The 18,923-nt window shown below is 58.7% G+C and carries 20 protein-coding genes; 8 read left to right on the top strand and 12 right to left on the bottom strand.

Annotated features, from left to right (window positions below):
* Nucleotides 1–5: 5 nt before the first annotated feature.
* Nucleotides 6–911: a 30S ribosomal protein S6--L-glutamate ligase gene (rimK, locus tag J1G18_RS24425; protein WP_007949201.1), complete on the bottom strand. Its 906-nt coding sequence runs from the start codon at nt 909–911 to the stop codon at nt 6–8.
* The gene (locus J1G18_RS24420) at nt 908–1,369 is read right to left on the bottom strand and encodes an ATP-dependent zinc protease (protein WP_177408985.1); all 462 of its coding nucleotides are present in this window, start codon (nt 1,367–1,369) and stop codon (nt 908–910) included. Before J1G18_RS24420 ends, rimK begins: the two co-directional genes overlap by 4 nt.
* A 234-nt stretch (nt 1,370–1,603) precedes the next feature.
* On the opposite strand from J1G18_RS24420, the gene J1G18_RS24415 reads away from it, so the two are divergent.
* Nucleotides 1,604–2,011, top strand: coding sequence for an RNA-binding S4 domain-containing protein (locus tag J1G18_RS24415; protein ID WP_098966686.1), 408 nt, complete (start codon nt 1,604–1,606; stop codon nt 2,009–2,011).
* Between the two features lie 166 nt (nt 2,012–2,177).
* On the opposite strand, the gene J1G18_RS24410 is transcribed toward J1G18_RS24415, so the two are convergent.
* Complete coding sequence (locus J1G18_RS24410; protein WP_223008839.1) at nt 2,178–2,981, bottom strand: phosphatase PAP2 family protein; 804 nt, start codon at nt 2,979–2,981, stop codon at nt 2,178–2,180.
* A gap of 105 nt (nt 2,982–3,086) precedes the next feature.
* Here J1G18_RS24410 and hslO point away from each other — a divergent pair, with 105 nt between their 5' ends.
* A complete protein-coding gene (gene hslO / locus J1G18_RS24405) occupies nt 3,087–3,989 on the top strand; it encodes an Hsp33 family molecular chaperone HslO (protein ID WP_098966688.1) in 903 nt (300 codons plus the stop codon).
* 181 nt (nt 3,990–4,170) lie between these two features.
* Nucleotides 4,171–5,712 carry a phosphoenolpyruvate carboxykinase gene (locus J1G18_RS24400; protein ID WP_223008837.1) on the top strand — a complete coding sequence of 514 codons (1,542 nt, stop codon included), beginning with the start codon at nt 4,171–4,173 and terminating at the stop codon, nt 5,710–5,712.
* A 65-nt stretch (nt 5,713–5,777) separates the two neighbouring features.
* On the opposite strand, the gene nadS is transcribed toward J1G18_RS24400, so the two are convergent.
* From nadS to J1G18_RS24375, 5 genes are all read right to left on the bottom strand, one after another.
* Nucleotides 5,778–6,065 (bottom strand): NadS family protein, encoded by a 288-nt coding sequence (gene nadS, locus J1G18_RS24395; protein WP_098966690.1) that lies wholly within the window; start codon nt 6,063–6,065, stop codon nt 5,778–5,780.
* Nucleotides 6,066–6,067: 2 nt separating this feature from the next.
* A complete protein-coding gene (locus tag J1G18_RS24390; RefSeq protein WP_011331970.1) occupies nt 6,068–6,382 on the bottom strand; it encodes a type II toxin-antitoxin system RelE/ParE family toxin in 315 nt (104 codons plus the stop codon).
* A gap of 111 nt (nt 6,383–6,493) precedes the next feature.
* Nucleotides 6,494–6,793, bottom strand: a complete 300-nt coding sequence (locus J1G18_RS24385; protein WP_223008835.1) for a hypothetical protein — start codon at nt 6,791–6,793, stop codon at nt 6,494–6,496.
* A gap of 342 nt (nt 6,794–7,135) precedes the next feature.
* Nucleotides 7,136–8,278, bottom strand: coding sequence for a hypothetical protein (locus J1G18_RS24380; protein ID WP_223008833.1), 1,143 nt, complete (start codon nt 8,276–8,278; stop codon nt 7,136–7,138).
* Between the two features lie 92 nt (nt 8,279–8,370).
* Nucleotides 8,371–8,646, bottom strand: a complete 276-nt coding sequence (locus tag J1G18_RS24375; protein WP_098966695.1) for a hypothetical protein — start codon at nt 8,644–8,646, stop codon at nt 8,371–8,373.
* A gap of 302 nt (nt 8,647–8,948) precedes the next feature.
* Here J1G18_RS24375 and J1G18_RS24370 point away from each other — a divergent pair, with 302 nt between their 5' ends.
* From J1G18_RS24370 to J1G18_RS24355, 4 genes are all read left to right on the top strand, one after another.
* The gene (locus J1G18_RS24370; protein WP_096796723.1) at nt 8,949–9,452 is read left to right on the top strand and encodes a polysaccharide deacetylase; all 504 of its coding nucleotides are present in this window, start codon (nt 8,949–8,951) and stop codon (nt 9,450–9,452) included.
* Between the two features lie 181 nt (nt 9,453–9,633).
* Nucleotides 9,634–11,568 carry an ATP-dependent DNA helicase RecQ gene (locus J1G18_RS24365; protein ID WP_223008831.1) on the top strand — a complete coding sequence of 645 codons (1,935 nt, stop codon included), beginning with the start codon at nt 9,634–9,636 and terminating at the stop codon, nt 11,566–11,568.
* Nucleotides 11,569–11,709: 141 nt separating this feature from the next.
* A complete protein-coding gene (locus J1G18_RS24360) occupies nt 11,710–12,933 on the top strand; it encodes a 3-hydroxyacyl-CoA dehydrogenase (protein WP_223008829.1) in 1,224 nt (407 codons plus the stop codon).
* Between the two features lie 31 nt (nt 12,934–12,964).
* On the top strand, nt 12,965–13,396 hold the full coding sequence (locus J1G18_RS24355) for an acyl-CoA thioesterase (RefSeq protein WP_097086913.1): 432 nt from the start codon (nt 12,965–12,967) through the stop codon (nt 13,394–13,396).
* Nucleotides 13,397–13,460: 64 nt separating this feature from the next.
* Here J1G18_RS24355 and J1G18_RS24350 read toward each other — a convergent pair whose 3' ends face one another.
* The 3 genes from J1G18_RS24350 to fdhD form a co-directional block, all read right to left on the bottom strand.
* On the bottom strand, nt 13,461–13,940 hold the full coding sequence (locus J1G18_RS24350) for a glycine zipper domain-containing protein (RefSeq protein WP_027611218.1): 480 nt from the start codon (nt 13,938–13,940) through the stop codon (nt 13,461–13,463).
* Nucleotides 13,941–14,269: 329 nt separating this feature from the next.
* Nucleotides 14,270–16,618, bottom strand: a complete 2,349-nt coding sequence (locus J1G18_RS24345; RefSeq protein ID WP_223008827.1) for an FdhF/YdeP family oxidoreductase — start codon at nt 16,616–16,618, stop codon at nt 14,270–14,272.
* A complete protein-coding gene (fdhD, locus tag J1G18_RS24340; RefSeq protein WP_047600939.1) occupies nt 16,615–17,454 on the bottom strand; it encodes a formate dehydrogenase accessory sulfurtransferase FdhD in 840 nt (279 codons plus the stop codon). The genes J1G18_RS24345 and fdhD overlap by 4 nt, the downstream gene beginning before the upstream one ends.
* Nucleotides 17,455–17,642: 188 nt before the next feature.
* Here fdhD and lysM point away from each other — a divergent pair, with 188 nt between their 5' ends.
* Nucleotides 17,643–18,083, top strand: a complete 441-nt coding sequence (gene lysM / locus J1G18_RS24335) for a peptidoglycan-binding protein LysM (protein ID WP_098966705.1) — start codon at nt 17,643–17,645, stop codon at nt 18,081–18,083.
* A 112-nt stretch (nt 18,084–18,195) separates the two neighbouring features.
* Here lysM and yrfG read toward each other — a convergent pair whose 3' ends face one another.
* Nucleotides 18,196–18,858, bottom strand: a complete 663-nt coding sequence (gene yrfG / locus J1G18_RS24330; RefSeq protein WP_135294752.1) for a GMP/IMP nucleotidase — start codon at nt 18,856–18,858, stop codon at nt 18,196–18,198.
* Nucleotides 18,859–18,923: the final 65 nt, after the last annotated feature.

Genomic DNA, 18,923 nt, shown 5'->3' with positions numbered 1-18,923 from the left:
TCGCTTTAGCCTTTGCCTTTGGTCCGGGTCATGTTCGGCCCGCCATTCTTCTCAAGGTGTTCGATGATGATCCCCGCCACGTTCTTGCCGGTGGTGGTCTCGATCCCTTCCAGGCCCGGCGACGAGTTCACCTCCATCACCAGCGGCCCGTGGTTCGAGCGCAGGATATCCACACCCGCCACGGCCAGCCCCATGACCTTGGCCGCGCGCAACGCGGTCATGCGTTCTTCCGGGGTGATCTTGATCAGGCTGGCGCTGCCGCCTCGGTGCAGGTTGGAGCGGAATTCCCCAGGCTTGGCCTGACGCTTCATCGCTGCGATCACCTTGTCGCCGACCACGAAGCAGCGGATGTCGGCACCGCCGGCTTCCTTGATGTATTCCTGGACCATGATGTTCTGCTTCAGGCCCATGAACGCCTCGATCACCGATTCGGCAGCCGTAGCGGTTTCGCACAGCACCACGCCGATGCCCTGGGTGCCTTCCAGCACCTTGATTACCAGCGGCGCGCCGTTGACCATGTCGATCAGGTCGGGAATGTCATCCGGCGAGTGGGCGAAACCGGTGACCGGCAGGCCGATGCCACGACGCGACAGCAGTTGCAGCGAACGCAATTTGTCCCGCGAGCGGGCGATGGCCACCGATTCGTTGAGCGGAAACACCCCCATCATTTCGAACTGGCGCAACACGGCGCAACCGTAGAACGTCACCGACGCACCGATCCGCGGGATTACCGCATCGAACCCTTCCAGCGGCTTGCCGCGATAGTGGATCTGCGGCTTGTGGCTGGCGATGTTCATGTAGGCGCGCAGGGTGTCGATCACCACCATTTCATGCCCGCGCTCGGTGCCGGCCTCGACCAGACGACGGGTGGAATACAGACGCGGATTCCGCGACAGCACAGCGATCTTCATGCAACACCTGTGGAGGAGGTAGATACCGGGAACACCGGCTTGTCTTGTACATATTTGATGCCCGGATTGACCACCAGTTGGCCATCGATCAGGGCTTTGGAACCGAGCAACAGGCGATAGCGCATGGACTTGCGGCAGGCGAGGGTGAACTCGACTGCCCAGACCCGATCACCGAGGGCCAGGGTGGTGCTGATCACATAGCGCACCTGCGCCTGGCCGTTGGAGCTTTTGATGGTTTTGCGCGTCACCAGCGGTGCTTCGCAGCGCCGGTGACGCAACTGCACCACCGTGCCCAGGTGCGCCGTGAAACGCACCCACTTCTGGCCGTCGCGTTCGAATGGCTCGATGTCGGTGGCATGCAGGCTGGAGGTGCTTGCGCCGGTGTCGATTTTCGCCCGCAGGCCGGCGACTCCCAGATCAGGGAGCGCCACCCACTCGCGCAGACCGACAACGGTCAAATGGTCAAATGTCTTCAAAGGTACTCAACCGGCAGAAACCGCTCGGGCCGCGTACGGCCGAATTCGCGGTATTCACGCAGAATAAGGGTTAAAAGGCGACAGATATCTACGGCCCGGATCGCCGACCCCTCAAGCAGGTGTCGGCTGGTGTGCATTGTAATCCGGGACGGGGTCATTCATGGCACGACAGAAACGGTAGTACAGTTCATCAATATTTCAGAATGAGGAAATTCCATGGCACAAAAAAGCGAAGAGGACGACAAGGTCCGTCTCGACAAGTGGTTGTGGGCTGCACGTTTTTATAAGACCCGGGCTCTGGCCAAAGCGGCCATCGAGAGTGGCAAGGTGCATTGCCGAGGCGACCGCTGCAAGCCTGGCAAAGAGCCACGCATTGGCGATGAGTTCGAGATTCGTACCGGTTTTGAAGAGCGCACAGTGAGGGTCGAAGCCTTGTCGATCGTGCGTCGCGGCGCGCCCGAAGCGCAGACGCTGTATACCGAGACCGAGGCGAGTATTGCCAAACGTGAAGCGGCAGCGGCGATGCGCAAGGCCGGGGCGTTAGGTGTGAGTACCGACGGCAAACCGAGCAAGAAGCAGCGGCGGGATCTGTTTAAATTTCGTGGGAACAGTAATAGCGATTGACCGGCACGGCGCACCATTGTGGCGAGGAAGCTTGCTCCCGCTGGAGGCCGAAGGACTCCCAATCCAGTCGATCATGTATTTCAAAGTACAACCGAGTCGACTGGTTCAGTGACTGCTACGCAGCCAAGCGGGAGCAAGCTCCCTCACCACAGGTGTGTGCAAACTGTCAGTTCGCGGCAGACACCACACTCATCCGCGAAACCAGCGGCAGTTTGCCCAGCAAAGCGAAAATCGGCGCAGTCACCTTCAGCCAGAAGTTGGCGGCGTGATAGGCAAACGGCGTGTAGTAACCCCAGCCCAACGCCCACACCGCCAGCAGCATGCCGCCGATGTAATCGTCTTGGCCCCAATGCGCGCCGGCCACCAGACGTGGCAGCATGAACAGTAACGCCAGGCCCCAGACTGTCAGGAACTGGCCGACTGAGCGGCTAAACACGCCCATGTACAGCGCCCAGATCAGCAACACCGAAGCGTGGTCACCAGGGAAGCTCTGGCTCGAGCGATCCTTCAGCTCCCAGGCTTTTTCCAGATGCGGGAAATAGTCGCTCAGGTGCACCGCGCCTTCCAGCACCATCGATGGGCTGCTGTGCTGCCAGTCCATGTAGTCGGCGAATTTGGAAAACAGCGCGCGAATCACCACCATCAGCAGCAGAATCGAGAAAAAACCGAAGAAGGCGCGACGTACATCAATCGCCTTGAACACCCAGTCGCCCTTGATCAGCAGCGTCAGCAGGATCAGACCGACGACGATGTCGAACGGACGCAGACTTGCAATTGCCCAGATGTGGAGCCATATGGGGTTGCTGGCCAGTGGTGCATTGAGTGAGCGGAACAGCCACTCGTCGAAAATCACACACAGCATCTGGCCCGTAGGCCATAACCAGAAAGCCAGTAGCGCTAATGGCACGACGTTGCACAGAACCAGCCGGCCGAGGTTCCACCTTGATTGGAACAAACCCGGATTGTTCATAAAATGCCTCCCGTGGCTGAACGTTTTGCACCAAACAGGTGCGAAGAAAGCGCGGGATTTTCATCTTTTGTAACCTTTTTGTCATCAATTCAGATACCCAGACCTATGACCGACCTACCGGATACCGACTACACCCAACGCTTCATCTTCGATGACAGCGACACTCGCGGCGAACTGGTGGCGCTGGAACGCAGCTACGCCGAAGTCCTCGCCAAGCACCCGTACCCGGAGCCGGTCGCGCAGTTGCTGGGCGAACTGATGGCGGCCGCTTCGTTGCTGGTGGGCACCCTGAAGTTCGACGGCTTGCTGATTTTGCAGGCACGCTCCGAAGGGCCGATTCCGCTGCTGATGATCGAATGCTCCAGCGAGCGCGAGATCCGTGGTCTGGCGCGATACAACGCCGAGCAGATCGCTGCGGATGCCACGCTTGCCGACCTGATGCCGGGCGGTGACCTGACCCTGACCGTCGACCCGACGATCGGCCAGCGTTACCAGGGTATCGTCGACCTCGATGGTGAAACCCTGTCCGAGTGCTTCACCAATTATTTCGTCATGTCGCAACAGGTCGGCACCCGCTTCAAGCTGTTCGCCGACGGCCGCCGTGCTCGCGGAATGCTACTGCAGCAACTGCCGGCCGACCGCCTGAAAGACGAAGAAGAGCGCGCCGAAAGCTGGCAGCACATCACCGCCCTGGCCAGCACCCTGACCGCCGATGAATTGCTCAGCCTGGACAACGAAACCGTGCTGCATCGCCTCTACCACGAAGAGCAGGTGCGCCTGTTCGATGTGCAGAACCTGCGCTTCCGTTGCAGCTGCTCGCGGGAACGCTCGGGCAATGCGCTGGTCAGTCTGGGTCTGGAAGATGCGCAGGCACTGGTGGCTGAACGCGGCGGCGAAGTCGAGATCGATTGCCAGTTCTGCAACCAGCGTTACCTGTTCGATGCGGCCGATATTGCTCAATTGTTCGCTGGCGCAGGCGTCGACACGCCGTCAGATACCCGGCACTAAAACGGTTCAGCGCAGGTAAATTCACTGCGTAACGACGGAATTTCGCCGTTACGACGGGAGGACCCTACTCTTTTTGGGCTTTTCTGGCATAATCCGGCCCACTTTTTTCGCGGTAGTAGTGCACGACTTTCTACTACAAAACGTTTGGAGCACACTCGGCCACTGGCCGACGGGGAACCTCATGACGCAAGCCAATAACGCCGTGTACACCGATCTGAGTGTTGATGATCTGGTTAAAGAAGCCCTGCAACGCGGTGAGGGCGAGCTTGCCGATACCGGCGCTCTGGTAGTCCGCACCGGTCATCGCACCGGCCGTTCGCCAGTCGATCGTTTCATCGTTGAAGAGCCTTCCACCCAGGCCGCTATCGCCTGGGGCCCGATCAACCGCAAGTTCCCGGCCGACAAGTTCGACGCGCTGTGGGCTCGTGTCGAGGCGTTCAACAACGCGCAAGAGCACTTTGTTTCCCACGTGCATGTAGGTGCGGCTGAAGATCACTACCTGGCCGTGAAAATGACCACCCAGACTGCCTGGCAGAACCTGTTCGGTCGTTGCCTGTTCATCAACCCGGCCCAGTACAACCCGGCCGGTCGTGATGAGTGGCAAGTGCTCAACGTGGCCAACTTCGAGTGCGTGCCTGAGCGTGACGGCACCAACTCCGACGGTTGCGTGATCATCAACTTCGCGCAGAAGAAAGTGCTGATCGCCGGTATGCGTTACGCCGGTGAAATGAAGAAAGCCATGTTCTCCGTGCAGAACTTCCTGCTGCCGGCCGCTGACGTGCTGCCAATGCACTGCGCTGCCAACATCGGCGAAGAAGGCGACGTGACCCTGTTCTTCGGTCTGTCGGGCACCGGTAAAACCACCCTGTCCGCCGACGAGAGCCGTTACCTGATCGGTGACGACGAACACGGCTGGGGCGAAGGCGTTGTCTTCAACATCGAAGGCGGCTGCTATGCCAAGTGCATCGACCTGTCCGAGAAGAACGAGCCGGTCATCTGGAAAGCCATCAAGCACGGCGCAGTCCTGGAAAACGTGGTCATCGACGACGCCAAGCATGCCGACTACGCCGATGTCAGCCTGACCCAGAACAGCCGCGCGGCCTACCCGCTGGAGCACGTTGCCAAGCGTTCCGAGAAGAACCTGGGCGGCGAGCCAAACGCGGTGATCTTCCTGACCTGCGACCTGACCGGCGTGCTGCCGCCAGTGTCGATCCTCAATGAAGAACAAGCGGCCTATCACTTCCTGTCCGGCTACACCGCGCTGGTGGGCTCGACTGAAATGGGTTCGGGCAGCGGCATCAAGTCGACCTTCTCCACCTGCTTCGGCGCACCGTTCTTCCCGCGCCCGGCTGGCGAATACGCAGAACTGCTGATCAAGCGCATCCGTGGCTTCGGCTCCAAGGTCTACCTGGTCAACACCGGCTGGACCGGCGGTGGCTACGGCGTCGGCAAACGCTTCAACATCCCGACCACCCGTGCGGTGATCGCAGCGATCCAGAGCGGCGTGCTGATCGGTGCCGCCACCGAGCACCTGGACACCATCAACCTCGACGTGCCACTGGCCGTACCGGGCGTTGAAACCAACCTGCTCAACCCACGCAACACCTGGGCTGACAAGGCTGCCTACGACGAAGCTGCCAAGGCGCTGGCCGGTCTGTTCATCGAGAACTTCAAGAAGTTCGAAGTGAGCGACGCGATCAAGGCTGCGGGTCCCAAGTTGTAAGGCTTAGTTCTGGTGAATAAAAAAGCCGCCTCTTAGGGGCGGCTTTTTTGTGGGTGTTCATTTTCTCAATGAGCCAATGCATTCAAAACATGAACCGGGTCGTTATGAATGGCCTTGAGCAAAGCTTTTGCCGGCCCGGTTGGCTCGCGACGGCCCTGTTCCCAATTTCGTAGAGTGCCGAGTTGGACGTCGATCAGTGCCGCAAATTTGGTCTGGGTCAAACCGGTAGCTTTACGAATTTCTTTGACCTGCAATGCATCAACGTGGAATTCGCGAGAAGGTGTGCGCTCGCCTCGTACGATCTCGTCCATCTCTTGCACACTTTCCATCAGCTCATCAAAAAATTTGCTCATGGTCATCTCCATTTTTCGATCAAGACCTTGAGTGCTTTACGCTCATCGCTGGACAGATCGTGTTGTTCATTTTTAGGGTAGATCATCAATAACCCGATTTGTGACGCCGAAACGAAGTGGTAGTAAATAACACGTGCTCCGCCTCGCTTGCCGTGTCCTTTCGCTGCAATTCGGGTTTTGCGAATCCCGCCTGTGCCTTCAATTACATCGCCAATCGAAGGGCTTACAACCAGTTGCTTCTGAAAAGCGGCGTACGTGTCATCATCCAGCAGCTCTTTTACTCGACGGGTAAAGATCCGAGTCTCAATAAAAATCATCGTAAATGTACGCCATTGGCTTACTTTTCAGCAATGCTGAAGTGATTTGAGTAGATGACTGGTAAGTGATCGTTCTCATGTCGAACATGGGAACGATCTGATCACTCAACCTCAGACTGGAGCTTTCCAGCCGAGCATCTGCTGCTGCGCGACCTGCAGCAGGTCACAGCCATCCTGCGTCAGCAGATAGAGGGCGTGGGTGATGTGTGGGATGTCTTCGACGTCGGCTTGTTTGAAGCTGAGGCAGTAGAGGGTTTTCAGCAGGTCGCTGGAGGCGCGCAGGCGTTGGACGGCGCATTCGAGGATGTCTTGCGGGTTGGCCGTTGTGTCGATGATCAGGGGCTTGGTGTCGGTGAGGTTGGATTCGAGTGAGCGGTAGCGATCGAGGGGAAACGGGGTCCATGCTTTCATAGTGTGTATTCCAAATGTCGTGAGGATTCATCCCACCGTGACCAAGCGATGGGAGGCGAACTGTGTTCGGGTTGGTCAACCGAAGGAACACACAAGTCCGGCACGCTCAAAGGCGTCCCAAACACAGCCACCATTAAGCGTGCAGACATTTGAATTGCCGGCAGCATACAACGGACGCATTTATGTGTCCCACCGGGTGACCAAGCCCGAGCCGCTGATTTGCCAGCGACAGTCACGACTATAGATTTGTGATCTCAAGCCGCGATAGGCGACAAAGAGTCTTGGCGTGTAGGAACGGGATGAAGATCTCATCGGGCGTTCCTACCGATCTTTCTTCGTTTTTCAACGTAAATGCTGATACGCCGAAATATCCAGCAAGCTGGTTGCCAGGCCGGTTGCCGGCTTGTAGATCTCGCCCTTCACGCTGGTGAACGGTACACCTTTGCTGCCCAGCGAAACGTAGCGCTCGCCTTGGTCCAGCTCGGTGAAGTAGGTGTAGGAATGTTTGTGCATCAGTGTGTATTTGGCTTCGTCGCGTGCGATGCCGTTGGTGAGGTTTTCCAGATCGGCCTGGGTCAGATTCAACGTTTTTTGCAGTTGCACGCCCCAGCGTTTGAGGCAGGTTTCGGCGAGGTGGCGCACGATGCGTCCGGGCTCGGACAGCGCTTTCAGATCACTGGCACCGGTCGGGACGCCGCCGCTGCTGGTGGCATTGCCGGCCATGGTGGCGTGGCGGCCAGCCATAGGATAGATGTAGGTTTTAGTGCCGGTAGCGGTCTGTGGGATGACGCAGCTGAAACCTTTGGAGCGTTCGTCACGAGCATAGAACGCTACATACTCTTTGACATTGCCCGCGAGTTTGACGCGCTCTTCCTGAAAGTTACCAATGCCTGGCACGGGATCAAGAGCGAAGATATTGACCGGGATGTTTTTCAGCAGACTGTCCTTGAACATTGCATTGGCCAACATATGGCAACTGATGCCGCCCCGGCTCCAACCGACGAGATTGACTTGAGTCGGAATAACACCATCCTTGCGGTGGGTTTTGATGATTCCTTCCTGTAATTGCTGCTGGGTAATGCTGCGATTACCGTAATTATATTTGCGCCAGAACCAGGAGCCCTCGACTTTTACATCTTCGATCGGAATGCCGGCAGCTTTCAGGCGATTGTATTCGGCTTCAGTCAGTTGCTCGCGTTGCCAGTCGCATTTGCCCTTGATGATATTGAGCGCATGCAACACGTTTTCTTCCCAGCCCTTGCCGAACAAGGTGCCGCTCATGCCGTATTCCTTGGTCTTGGTAAATAGATCGTCGGCCTGCAGGTTGCCGCTGCCGGGGCCATCGACCACGATCCACTCGGCAAACTCGTAACCCGTATGATTGGCAGCCAAGGTGGAAATCAGTTCGCCGTTCCAGAAGTTTTCGTGGGTGACGTCGAATTTATTGGAACCAGTTCCGCAAAAAAATATAGTTAAAACAGTCATTGTGTTGCTCTCGGTTAAAGTAAGAGCCAACAACTTAGGTCTTTTATAGCTGTTTATTAAAGCATTCTGTTGTTTCTGGATTTTAGTTGTTTTCAGTGTCGGTCTGGTTGTTGGGGTTTATGTTTTGCTACTTCGAGCAAGTCACAGCCATCCTGCACTAGTAAATAAAGAGCATTGACGATGTTAGGTATATCTTTCACGTCGGCCTGTTTGAAACATAAACAGTAAAGGGTTTCCAGCAGGTCGCTGGCGGCACGCAGTCGCTGGTCAGCGGCATCAAGCAGATCGCGATGGCTGGAGTGAGTATCGATGACCAATACGGGATTTTCGTTGTAGCAAGTCTTCAAAGGGCGATAGCGGGTAATCATGGTGAGGCTTGTCCTTTACAAAGGCACTCGGGCGGGGCTGATTCAGTGGTCAGTCGCGCCGGCCACTATAGAAGTGCGTGGCGAGCACTCACAAGAGCGCCGCAATGGACGCCGTTCGTAGGGGATTTTCCGAGGGCCGGGCATATGCCCTACAAGGTTTTGCGGTTTTTTCGGGGTGAAACCCCTAGCGCAGAAATTTCCCACAGGATTCACAGGCGTTTCTTGGCAGATCTATGTATGGTGCGCGCCAGAATCTGTAGGACGTTTCCAAACGTCCGATACGCGCTTAAAGGGAATTGAGTATGCAGTGGCTACGTATGGCCTCGATTTTATTGCTATGGGCCAGTGGTTGCCGTTTGGCCATGGCGTCTGATGCCGGCAACGGCTGGACGTTTGCCGACCTCGAACGCACCGGTTGGCCCGATGCGCTCTCCAGCCAGACTGGCATCGATACCGCCTCGCGCGCCGAGGTGTTGATGTTCGGCAGGGCCTTGCTCGCCAGTGAAGCGCTGGACGAGGCAGGGCTGGAGCAGCGACTGGGTGTGCCGCATGTGCAGCTCAAGTCGATCAGGCAGGTGCGTGACGGTCTGTGGGATCGTTTGCTGAGCACCTATCGCAACGCCAGCGTTGACTGTGACGGGCAGCCGTTCTGCCCGCGCGTGCGCAGTGTTGCGGAACTGCGGCAATTGGCGGCGGCCTTCACCGGTGACATCAGCCCGGCTCATGCGTTGTGGGCGAGCAAGAGCCAGGGCGTGCATGAGCAGGTGTTGAACGAGCAACTGCGAGTGGCGGTTTTGCGGCCCTGAACAGGTAAATTTGTATCGCTGTTTTGTGCCCCTTCGCGAGCAGGCTCGCTCCTGCAGTGGACCGAGTTGTCTGCGCTATTGGCTGTATCATCCCGTATTGAATTGACCCCGGCCTTTTCTCGACTCGCTGCGATCGCCCGCTAGGCTGTTGGCATCACAGCGGTCAACGGAGTGACAGCGCATGCACAACACCCTGGAACAGGTTTTCGGTTATCCACAGTTTCGACCCGGGCAGGAAGCCGCGATCAGCGCGGTACTGGCCGGGCGCTCGGCGGCAGCGATTTTCCCCACCGGGTCTGGCAAGTCGCTGTGCTATCAAGTACCGGCACTGTTGCTGCCACATCTGACCCTGGTGGTCTCGCCACTGTTGGCGTTGATGCAGGATCAACTGACATTCCTCAAGCGTCACGGCATCAGTGCCGGCAGCATCGATTCGGCACAAAGCCGCGATGACGCCAATGATGTGATGGCCCGCGCCCGTTCGGGTGAATTGAAGATCCTGATGATCTCGGTGGAGCGCCTGAAGAACGAGCGTTTTCGCAATTTTTTGCAGCAGGTGCCGATCTCGCTGCTGGTGATTGACGAGGCGCACTGCATCTCGGAGTGGGGTCACAACTTCCGCCCCGACTACCTGAAGCTGCCGGACTACCAGCGTCAGTTCAATATCCCGCAAACCCTGCTGCTGACGGCCACGGCGACGCCGAAAGTCATCGCCGACATGCAAGCCAAATTCGCCATCGCTGCCGAAGATGTTGTGACCACCGGTTTCTATCGCCCAAACCTCAATCTGCTGGTGGAACCGGTGCGCGGCCAGGACAAACGCCGACGTCTGGTGGAGTGGATGAGTGAGCGCCCGAGCCAGCCGAGCATCGTCTACGTCACGCTGCAGAAAACCGCCGAGCACATCGCCGAGCATCTGGGGCGCAACGGCATACAGGCCGAGGCTTATCACGCCGGGTTGCCCAACGATCAGCGCGAGGCGATTCAGAAGCGCTTCATGGCCGGGCAGTCCAATTGCATAGTCGCAACCATTGCGTTCGGCATGGGCATCGACAAGAGCGATATCCGCAACGTGGTGCATTTCGACCTGCCGAAATCCATCGAGAACTACAGTCAGGAAATCGGTCGCGCCGGACGGGACGGACAGCCGTCGGATTGCCTGGTGCTGGCCAACCGCGACAGCCTCAACGTGCTGGAAAATTTCGTCTACGGCGATACCCCGGAGCGCGAGGGGATACGTTGTGTGCTGGAGGAAATGCAGGCTGCCGCAGCTGAAGGGCAGTGGGAGTTTCTGCTCGGGCCGTTGGCGGATCAGAGCAACATTCGCACGCTGCCGCTGAAGACGTTGTTGGTGCAAATGGAGCTGCGCGGCCTGATTGCTCCGCGCTATGCCTATTACGCCGAGTACCGTTTCAAATACCTGCTGGAGCCGGAAGCGTTGCTTGAGCGTTTCGAGGGAGAGCGCAGGGAGTTTGTCGCGGCCATCATTCACACCTCCAGCCGCGCACGTACCTGGGCCACGGTGAATTTCGAGGCGATGTACACGCAGTATTCGGCTGAGCGCAATCGGGTGGTGACGGCGCTGGATTATTTTCAGGAGAAGGGCTGGGTCGAGCTTGAGAGCAAGCAGATGACCGAGGTCTACAACGTGCTGCACAGCGATTTCGACAGCGCTGTGCTGAGCGCCGAGTTGCACGAGTACTTCACCCGGCATGAACAGACTGAAGTCGCGCGGATTCACGCCATGCTCGAACTGTTCGCCACTGAGCGCTGCCTGGGTTATCGCCTGGCCGAGTACTTCGGCGACCACAATGCGCCCGAGCACTGCGGGCACTGTTCGGTATGCCACGGTGATGTCGCGCGGCTTCCGGCACCTCCCGAGTTGCCAGCGCTTGTGGATAAAAATTTTGCGGCGTTGTGCGGTGATTTTATCCACAGGCATGAGCAGCACACCGGCAGCATGCCGACGGCGGAGCGCCTGACGCGTTTTCTGTGCGGGATCAGCGTGCCGCTGTTTACCAAGTTGAAGGCGCGGACGATCTCGGGGTATGCGGCGCTGGAGCAGTATCCGTACGCGGAAGTCCGCAGTTGGGCTGACAATTATCTGCTCGAGTAAATACAAACCCTGTGGGAGCGTGTGATGCCATGGCGGCCTGTATCCATGCGCTGATGTCGCTCATCACGGTAATAAACTTCAAAAACGCCCGGTGCCTGACTATGGTGAAGGCTGTCTTCGGATCGCCAACAAGAGAACAACATGAGCCAGACATCCTTCGATATTCAGCAAGCTGCCGTGATCGGCGCGGGCACCATGGGCCGCGGTATTGTCATGTGCCTGGCCAATGCCGGCATCGCCGTGCAGTGGGTCGATAACAATCCACAGATGCTCGAGCAGGCGCTGGGCACCGTGGCGCAGACTTATGCACACAACGTGCGCCAGGGCCGGATCGATCAGGTCGAAGCGGATGCACGTCTTGCCCGGATCAGCGCGGCGGCGGATTACCCGGCAATCCGTAATGTCGATCTGGTGATCGAAGCGGTGTACGAAAACCTCGCGCTCAAGCAGAAGATCTTTCGCGAACTGGATGGCTTGCTCAAGCCTGAGGCGTTGTTGGCGAGCAACACCTCGGCACTGGATATTGATGCGATTGCCGCTGCGACAAAACGTCCATCGCAAGTGCTCGGTCTGCATTTCTTCAGCCCCGCGCACATCATGAAACTGCTGGAAATCGTTCGCGGGGCGCAGACTTCACCGGCGGTATTGGAAGCCGCACTGACTCTGGGCAAGCGCATGGGCAAGGTCAGTGTGGTGTCGGGCAATTGCCACGGTTTTATCGGCAACCGGATGTTGCATCCGTATGTGCTGGAGGCGCGCAAGATGCTGCTCGAGGGCGCTTATCCACAGCAGGTCGATACGGTTTTGCAGGGCTTCGGTTTCGCCATGGGACCGTTCCGCATGTATGACGTCGTGGGCATCGATCTGGAATGGCGCGCGCGCGAATTGGCCGGCAAGGGGCAGGATGCGCCAGAGGTTCAGGTCGACAACCGTTTATGCGAACTGGGGCGTTTCGGGCAGAAGTCCGGCAACGGTTATTACCACTATGAGCCGGGCAGTCGTCAGGCAGAGCATGATCCCGAGGTCGATGCGCTGATATTGAGCGTCAGCGAAGGCCTCGGCTTTCAGCGCCGGGAGATTGGGTCCGAGGAAATCCTCGAACGCTGCCTTCTGGCGCTGGTCAACGAGGGCGCGAAAATTCTGCAGGAAGGCATTGCCGAATCGGCGCATGACATCGATCAGGTGTACCTCAATGGCTACGGCTTCCCGGCGGACAGAGGCGGCCCGATGGCCTGGGCGGACGATCAGGGGCTGGCGGACATTCACAAGCGCTTGCTGGCGCTGGAGACGCGACAGGGCGATCAATGGCGGCCGGCGCCACTGATTGGCGAGCTGGCGGCGCGAGGCAAAGGTTTTTACCTTTAGACTGGACAGATAACTCAAGGAGTCGATACCGATGTCCAGCACCATGGCGCAACGCGCCGATTACCCGCATTTCCAGCCGATCACCACCCGCTGGCACGACAACGATGCTTATGGCCACATCAACAACGTCACCTACTACAGCTTTTTCGATACTGCCGTGAACACTTACCTGATTCAGGTCGGTGGCCTGGATATCCACGACGGCGAGGTAGTGGGTTTTGTCGTGAGTTCATCTTGCGATTATTTCGCCTCGATCGCTTTCCCGGATCTGATCGAGATCGGTCTGCGGGTCGGCAAGCTGGGTAACAGTTCGGTGCAATATGAACTGGCGGTGTTCAAGGTCGGTGAAAGCGAGGCGTGTGCGGCGGGGCGTTTTGTCCATGTATTCGTGGACCGGACGAGCAATCAGCCGGTGCCGATTCCAGGCAGATTGCGTGACGCGCTGGAGCGTCTGGTGGTTTGAACCAGAGCAAAAAAAATCGCAGCCCTTGGGCTGCGATTTTTGCTTTCGCGCTTAACGCAACGGATTAGTCGCGATAGTAGCGGTGATGCTTGCGGTGGCCATAAGCGTGGCCACGGCCAGGGTGACGGTCGCGATAGTAGCGACGGTCGTCACGGCCGCGATCGTAATGACGACCCTCGTCATTGCTCTGGTTACCCATGTAGTTGCCCAGCGCGCCACCGGCGCCGCCACCTGCTGCGGCGCCGATCAGGCTGCCGGTGGTGCCGCCCATGCTGCGGCCGACCACGTTACCGCCGGCTGCGCCCAACGCACCGCCAATGGCCGCTTCGCCACGGCTGTGTTTGTTGGCGCCGACCGCGCTACCACCCGCGCCGCCCAGAGCTGCGCCAATGGTTGAACCTGTGCTGCCGCCTAAAGACTGACCGACGACCGAGCCAAGAACCCCGCCCAATGCGCCGCCCACACCTGCTTCGGTGGTGCCTCCGGCAGAAGCGAAGCCACTGACCAGGCCAAGGGACAACAAGAGAATCGAGGAGAACTTCATAGAGGAGCCTCAAAGGGATGACGGCGCCGATCCTGAGGCTGTGTAACAAGGCTGACAATCGAAATCCGACGAATAACACGACTTGTATACAATTATGCAAGTTGCTGTTTTGTATGCGGAACTTAAGCGATTTTCGCCGGTCTTTAGCTACTTCGGACAGGCCGCTTTTGAGAAAAAGCGGCCTTTTTTGTGGGCGTTGGAAGGGTGCAGGGTACAAAGATTTTTGTTGAATGTGCCACCGCTTTCGCGAGCAAGCCCGCTCCCACATTTGAAATGCATTCCAATGTGGGAGCGGGCTTGCTCGCGAAGGGGTCAGTCCAGGCAACGCTTTACGCAGATTTGGCCATGATCAACCCAGTCTCACTCGCCGCCTCCAGGCGGATCGCAATGAACTTCGACGTCGGCGTATGGCTGCCATCCCCGGTGCTTTCCAGCGGCACCAGCGGATTCACTTCCGGGTAATAAGCCGCGGCCTGCCCCGCCGGAATATCAAACGCGAGCAAGGTAAAGCCCTTCACCCGACGCTCACGGCCATCGTCCCAGATCGACACGATGTCGGCCTTCTGTCCCGGGCGGAAGCCCAGACGAATGATGTCGGCCTCGTTGGCGAACAACACATCACGCTGGCCCTTGACCCCACGGTAACGGTCGTCGAGGCCATAGATCGTGGTGTTGTACTGATCGTGGGAGCGCATCGATTGCAGGATCAGATCCGGCAGTTGCCCGGTGGCGCGGGTACGCTCGTGCACCAGATCCTTGGGCAGCATGTTTGCGCGGAAATTGGCCCGGCCCGACGGGGTGTTCCACTTGCGTGCACCGGCACTGTTGCCGAGGTAGAAACCGCCCGGGTTCTTGACCTTCTCGTTGAAGTCCTTGAAGCCCGGAATGGTATCGGCGATCAGGTCGCGGATGCGCCGGTAATCGGCCACCAGCCAGTTCCAGTCCACCGGTTTGCTGCCCAGCGTGGCGGCGGCGATGCCGGCGATGATTGCCGGTTCCGAGCGCATCTGGTTCGACAGCGGCTGCAACTGGCCGTTGGACGCGTGAACCATGCTGAACGAGTCTTCCACGGTGACCGCTTGCGGGCCTTCGGCCTGGATATCGATGTCGGTTCGACCCAGGCACGGCAGGATCAGTGCGTCTTTACCGTGGGCCAGGTGGCTGCGGTTGAGCTTGGTGCTGATCTGCACGGTCAGGTCGCAATTGCTCAGCGCCGCGAAGGTACGCGGGCTGTCCGGCGTGGCCTGGGCGAAGTTGCCGCCCAGGCCGATGAAGACCTTGGCGCGGCCCTCGGCCATGGCGTGAATCGCCTCGACCACGTTGTGCCCGTTGTCACGCGGCACCTTGAACTGGAAACGCCGCTCAAGGGAATCGAGGAACGCCACCGGTGGACGCTCGTTGATGCCCATGGTGCGGTCGCCCTGCACGTTACTGTGACCGCGCACCGGACACAGGCCGGCGCCCGGCTTGCCGACGTTGCCGCGCAGCAACATCAGGTTGGCGATTTCCTGGATGGTCGGCACCGAGTGGCGATGCTGGGTGATGCCCATTGCCCAGCACATGATCACGTTCTTGCCTTTGGCGTACATGCGCGCCGCTTGCTCGATCTCCACCAGAGTCAGGCCGGACTGCGCGACGATCTGCTCCCACGGCGTGTCATCGACCACGCCCAGATACTCCAGCACGTTGGCGCTGTGCGCATTGAGGAAGTCATGATCGAACACTGCCGGCGTGCCGGCCTTCTGCGCATCGCGCTCCCACTGCAGGAGGAACTTGGCCATGCCGCGCAGCACCGCCATGTCGCCGCCCAGTGCCGGACGGAAGTACGCGGTGTTGGTCGGCTTGTCGCCGTTGGTGAGCATTTCGATCGGGTGCTGCGGGTGCTGGAAACGTTCCAGGCCACGCTCTTTCAGCGGGTTGATACACACCACTTGCGCGCCGCGCTTCACCGCTTCACGCAGTGGTTCAAGCATCCGCGGATGGTTGGTGCCGGGGTTCTGGCCCCAGACGAAAATCGCGTCGGCATGTTCGAAGTCGTCGAAGGTCACGGTGCCTTTGCCGACGCCAACACTCTGGGCCAATGCCACACCGCTGGCCTCGTGGCACATGTTCGAGCAGTCGGGGAAGTTGTTGGTGCCGTAGGCGCGCACGAACAGCTGATACAGGTACGCCGCTTCGTTGCTGGCACGGCCCGAGGTGTAGAACTCGGCCTGGTCCGGGCTCGACAGCGCTTGCAGGTGTTTGCCGATCATTGCAAAGGCATCGTCCCAGGCGATGGGTTTGTAGCGGTCGGTCTGCGCGTCGTAGACCATCGGCTCGGTCAGGCGGCCCTGGTATTCAAGCCAATAGTCGCTCTGCTCCAGCAACGAAGTGACGCTGTGTTTGGCGAAGAACTTGCCGTCCACCCGCCGCTTGGTCGCTTCCCAGTTCACTGCTTTGGCGCCGTTCTCGCAAAACTTGACCATGCCGCTTTCCGGCGAATCGCCCCAGGCGCAGCCCGGGCAGTCGAAACCGCCGTTCTGGTTGGTCTTGAGCATCATGCGCAGGTTTTTCAGCGCGTTGTCGCTGGTCAACCAGGCTTGGGCCACGCTGATCAGCGCACCCCAGCCGCCGGCTGCACCTTTGTAAGGTTTGTAGCGCGGGACAGGTTTCTGGTCGGCTTGATGATGTTGGCTCACGCTTGATTCTCCATCGCTGGGCTGTAGACCCGCGGCGCATTCTTCTGCGGCAGGTGGATGAGATTGAGGTTGTGGCGACGGGCCCATTGCACGGCAAGGCCCGTGGGCGCGGACAGGCTGACCAGAGTCTGGATGCCGGCGCGTAAAACTTTCTGGATCAATTCGAGACTGCAACGGCTGGTGACAATCGCCAGGCCGCCTTCTGTGGAAATCTTCTGGCGGATCAGCCCGCCAATCAGTTTGTCGAGGGCGTTGTGCCGGCCGATGTCTTCACGGCCCAGCAGCAATTCACCGCTGGCGTTCATGAACACCGCCGCGTGTACTGCGCCGCAGTGCTGACCGAGCGGCTGAAATGCCCCGATGCGCTGGCGCAGACCGTCGAGCCAGGCAGCGGGCGGCAACGGTGCGCCGGGCAACACTTTGAGGTCAGGCAAGGCCTGTTCCACCGCCTCGACGCCGCACAGCCCGCAACCGCTGGTGCCGGCCAGTTGTCGGCGCTGTTGCTTGAGGTTCCAGAACGCGCGGTTGGCGATGGTCACCTGCGCGTATTGCGCCGAGCCCGCGCCGGTCAGTTGCAGGTCATAAATGTCGCTGGCGTCTTCGATGATGCCGCTGCCAAGGCTGAAACCGACGATGAAATCTTCCAGATCCGTCGGCGTCACCAGCATCACCGCCTGACTGATGCCGTTGTAGGCGATCGCCAACGCGACTTCCTCGGCGAGCGCGGTGCTGGCCGATTCCACGAGGGGCAGATCGCTGTAGCTGTAGGTCTGGCTGGCGGCGGGCGCGGGCGTTTCGAGTGCAGGCGCCGCGCAAGTTGGGCGCTTGGCGTTCATGACATCACCGACGGATTGATCAACGCTAAGACTAGGCGCGGCAACTTGTCGCGTCTAATCGGTACTGTCGATCTATTGATAGATGGCGTCGATCAAGCGGCTGCCGGGTCATTGGTCGGCCCGGAACCGGGTTGGTCTGGTGTGGTCTAGGCTTGGACGTCTGGAATCCCAATCAAGGAGTGTGCGCTATGAGTCTGTTGAGCTTTGTGAAAGAGGCCGGTGAAAAGCTGATCGACCTGCTGACCCCGGGTAATGCCAATGCCAGCGAACAGTTGAAGGAACATATCGACAAGGTCGGTCTGGGCAACCCAAATGTTCAGGCGACTGTGGACGGCGACAAAGTCACGGTTAAGGGTGAAGTCGCGAGTCAGGAGGAGAAAGAAAAAATTCTTCTGACTTTGGGCAACATTGCCGGGATTGGCAGTGTTGACGACCAGATTACGGTGACAGGGCCAGTAGTGGTGGCTGCGGAATTTGTCGAGGTGAAGGCAGGTGACACGCTCAGTGCGATCTCTCTGCGGGTTTATGGCAATGCCAACCAGTACCAGAAAATCTTCGACGCCAACAAACCGATGCTCAAGGATGTGAACAAGATCTATCCGGGCCAGAAGCTTCGTATTCCGAAGTAATAACCACGCTGTGGCGAGGGAGCTTGCTCCCGTTCGGCTGCGCAGCAGTCGTGAACATTTGGGACAGCTTCACGGCCCATCGGGAGCAAGCTCCCTCGCCACAGTGATGTTGCTAGAGTCCCCGAATCAAATCGCGGTAGTCTTCAACCGCCGCAAACTCGGCGGTGTCCTTCGGCCCCTTGCGACTGTCCGGCTCTTTCACCGCCAACAAATGCGTCACGCCAAACTCCCGCGCACTACGCAGAATCGGCAACGTATCGTCGATGAAAAGACTGCGTGCCGGATCAAAATCGATATCCGCCTGCAAGGCATCCCAGAACTGCGGGTTCTCCTTGGGATAACCGTAATCGTGGGAGCTGATCAGCCGCTCGAAGTACGGCGCCAGTTCGATCCGTTCCAGTTTCAGTGAGAGGGAATCGCGGTGGGCGTTGGTGATCATGATCACCCGTTTGCCGGCTTTTTTGATCGCCTGCAGAAAGGTGTCTGCATCCGGACGCAGCGCGATCAGGTGCGCGGTTTCCAGTTTGAGTTCACGCACCGAGAGCTTCAGTTCGGCACTCCAGAAATCCAGGCAGTACCACTGCAGTTGCCCGGCATGGCGCTCGAACAGCGGCTGCAACTCCATGTCGGCCATGGCCCGGCTCACCCCGTGCAGTTCGGCGTAGCGTTGCGGCAGGTGTTCCAGCCAGAAATGGTTGTCGAAGTGCAGATCCAGCAACGTACCGTCCATGTCCAGCAGGACGGTATCGATGTCAGACCACGGTAAAGAAGGCATGGCAACGTCTCGAGCGGTAGAAAGATATCCGACACAAACAATCGGGAAAGCCGCGTTATAGTAGC

Source organism: Pseudomonas sp. MIS38 (assembly GCF_019891575.1).
Taxonomy (GTDB): Bacteria; Pseudomonadota; Gammaproteobacteria; order Pseudomonadales; family Pseudomonadaceae; genus Aquipseudomonas; species Aquipseudomonas putida_A.
Note: the sequence above shows the minus strand (reverse complement) of the source record. Positions and strands in the feature narration are given on the sequence as shown.

Excerpts from the sequence above, each read along its gene's own strand:
- rimK (WP_007949201.1), bottom strand. The coding sequence starts at position 911 with ATGAAGATCGCTGTGCTGTCGCGGAATCCGCGTCTGTATTCCACCCGT.
- J1G18_RS24415 (WP_098966686.1), top strand. The coding sequence starts at position 1,604 with ATGGCACAAAAAAGCGAAGAGGACGACAAGGTCCGTCTCGACAAGTGG.
- J1G18_RS24410 (WP_223008839.1), bottom strand. The coding sequence starts at position 2,981 with ATGAACAATCCGGGTTTGTTCCAATCAAGGTGGAACCTCGGCCGGCTG.
- hslO (WP_098966688.1), top strand. The coding sequence starts at position 3,087 with ATGACCGACCTACCGGATACCGACTACACCCAACGCTTCATCTTCGAT.
- J1G18_RS24400 (WP_223008837.1), top strand. The coding sequence starts at position 4,171 with ATGACGCAAGCCAATAACGCCGTGTACACCGATCTGAGTGTTGATGAT.
- nadS (WP_098966690.1), bottom strand. The coding sequence starts at position 6,065 with ATGAGCAAATTTTTTGATGAGCTGATGGAAAGTGTGCAAGAGATGGAC.
- J1G18_RS24390 (WP_011331970.1), bottom strand. The coding sequence starts at position 6,382 with ATGATTTTTATTGAGACTCGGATCTTTACCCGTCGAGTAAAAGAGCTG.
- J1G18_RS24385 (WP_223008835.1), bottom strand. The coding sequence starts at position 6,793 with ATGAAAGCATGGACCCCGTTTCCCCTCGATCGCTACCGCTCACTCGAA.
- J1G18_RS24380 (WP_223008833.1), bottom strand. The coding sequence starts at position 8,278 with ATGACTGTTTTAACTATATTTTTTTGCGGAACTGGTTCCAATAAATTC.
- J1G18_RS24375 (WP_098966695.1), bottom strand. The coding sequence starts at position 8,646 with ATGATTACCCGCTATCGCCCTTTGAAGACTTGCTACAACGAAAATCCC.
- J1G18_RS24370 (WP_096796723.1), top strand. The coding sequence starts at position 8,949 with ATGCAGTGGCTACGTATGGCCTCGATTTTATTGCTATGGGCCAGTGGT.
- J1G18_RS24365 (WP_223008831.1), top strand. The coding sequence starts at position 9,634 with ATGCACAACACCCTGGAACAGGTTTTCGGTTATCCACAGTTTCGACCC.
- J1G18_RS24360 (WP_223008829.1), top strand. The coding sequence starts at position 11,710 with ATGAGCCAGACATCCTTCGATATTCAGCAAGCTGCCGTGATCGGCGCG.
- J1G18_RS24355 (WP_097086913.1), top strand. The coding sequence starts at position 12,965 with ATGTCCAGCACCATGGCGCAACGCGCCGATTACCCGCATTTCCAGCCG.
- J1G18_RS24350 (WP_027611218.1), bottom strand. The coding sequence starts at position 13,940 with ATGAAGTTCTCCTCGATTCTCTTGTTGTCCCTTGGCCTGGTCAGTGGC.
- fdhD (WP_047600939.1), bottom strand. The coding sequence starts at position 17,454 with ATGAACGCCAAGCGCCCAACTTGCGCGGCGCCTGCACTCGAAACGCCC.
- lysM (WP_098966705.1), top strand. The coding sequence starts at position 17,643 with ATGAGTCTGTTGAGCTTTGTGAAAGAGGCCGGTGAAAAGCTGATCGAC.
- yrfG (WP_135294752.1), bottom strand. The coding sequence starts at position 18,858 with ATGCCTTCTTTACCGTGGTCTGACATCGATACCGTCCTGCTGGACATG.